This window comes from Catenibacterium sp. GCM10023432, assembly GCF_042651925.1.
Lineage (GTDB): Bacteria > Bacillota_I > Bacilli_A > Erysipelotrichales > Coprobacillaceae > Catenibacterium > Catenibacterium mitsuoka.
The window spans coordinates 1-1,344 of sequence record NZ_JBHSEB010000036.1; the positions used below are offsets into that span (position 1 = coordinate 1).

Below are 1,344 nucleotides of genomic sequence, written 5' to 3' on the forward strand. Positions count from 1 at the left end.
ATAAAAATACATTATTATATAGGGTAATATAATTTGCAGTCATCAGATGGGTAGAGTTTGCGGTTTAACATCATAGATAATCATTCTTGGTCCTGCGTAACGCATGACCTGTCTGATTCTTTCTCTCATCTCCGTTTTATAACAATGTACCTTGCAGTGTGAACAGAATGTTTTTTTTCCATAAATGGGCATCTTTGACTACGTGTTTGTGCATAATCGAGCAGTTCCTTACAATCAGGATATAAATTTTTTGTATGATGATTTTTTGAACAATAGAGATGAATCATCTTTTCTGTAGTCTGTTGTTCTTTAAGTCTTTTCTTTTCTACTTGCCTCTTCCTTGTTTATAGTCTTAATGCGAATAAATAAATATAAAATATGAAAGATGCATACAATAAATATACATAGTCTACCTATAGGAACATTTTTCATACATATAAATCCAATCAAAATGACTACTGTAACCATCCCCATAATCTTGTATTTTGTCATTAGTGTCATGGATCTGTTTTCTACAAAGCTATTAAGATACTTCTTATTGAGTTTTGTATGCATAAACCAGTTATGCAGCGTTTCCGAACTTTTTGTAAAAAAGTATACTGTCGTCATATAAAAAGGAACAGTAGAAAGTATAGGAAGAACAATTCCTATAGTACCAAGAAATAAGCTAATAAAGCCTAATAGTATTCAGATGTATTTCATAGTCATCCTCTTATTTAGTCTTAACTAACATATGTTAGTTATGTAAAACTTACGATATTATATTTGAAAATAATTAATTGTGTCTACACTTATAATTATGTAAAAAAATACTTGCATTACATGAAAAGTCATGATATTATACTTGAGCAGTCAAAAAGTAATGTCTACGTAGCTCAGCTGGATAGAGCACACGCCTTCTAAGCGTGCGGTCATGGGTTCGAATCCCCTCGTGGACGCCATCTGAAAATAACCTCGGATTAACCGGGGTTTTTATTTTGAGAAAACCTATATAAAGGTTTTAAATCATATTTCTTTCGTTTTTGTTAGTTTTAAGTATTGCATAATGTTGTATAGTATGGTAATATGAATGCGCAGTCGGAAATCAAATGTCTACGTAGCTCAGCTGGATAGAGCACACGCCTTCTAAGCGTGCGGTCATGGGTTCGAATCCCTTCGTGGACGCCATCTGAAAATAACCTCGAATTAACCGAGGTTTTTATTTTATCTTGGACTAGAGTTGCTCTCTAGTCTTTTTCTTTATTACGTTAAATTAAAAGAGACGGCGTTTTAACGGGTCTTTAATTTTTGTGGGGGTCAGAGCTTCGCTCTAAATATTTGGGGTCTTGGAAACAGCACCTCTAA

Annotated in this window: 1 protein-coding gene, 2 tRNA genes and 1 pseudogene; 2 read left to right on the plus strand and 2 right to left on the minus strand. The window is 33.5% G+C overall.

Annotated features, from left to right (window positions below; translation table 11 throughout):
* Positions 1 to 42: 42 nt before the first annotated feature.
* Positions 43 to 311 (minus strand): annotated as a pseudogene (locus ACFOZZ_RS05050) (nitrous oxide-stimulated promoter family protein); the annotation flags it as partial.
* Positions 310 to 687, minus strand: coding sequence for a YbaN family protein (locus tag ACFOZZ_RS05055; protein WP_376814849.1), 378 nt, complete (start codon positions 685 to 687; stop codon positions 310 to 312). The gene ACFOZZ_RS05055 and the pseudogene ACFOZZ_RS05050, both read right to left, overlap by 2 nt.
* Before the next feature lie 177 nt (positions 688 to 864).
* Between ACFOZZ_RS05055 and ACFOZZ_RS05060 the strand changes: the two genes are divergently transcribed.
* Both ACFOZZ_RS05060 and ACFOZZ_RS05065 read left to right on the plus strand, forming a co-directional pair.
* Positions 865 to 941: transfer RNA gene (locus tag ACFOZZ_RS05060), tRNA-Arg, on the plus strand.
* Positions 942 to 1,090: 149 nt separating this feature from the next.
* Positions 1,091 to 1,167 (plus strand) — tRNA-Arg (locus ACFOZZ_RS05065).
* Positions 1,168 to 1,344 lie beyond the last annotated feature (177 nt).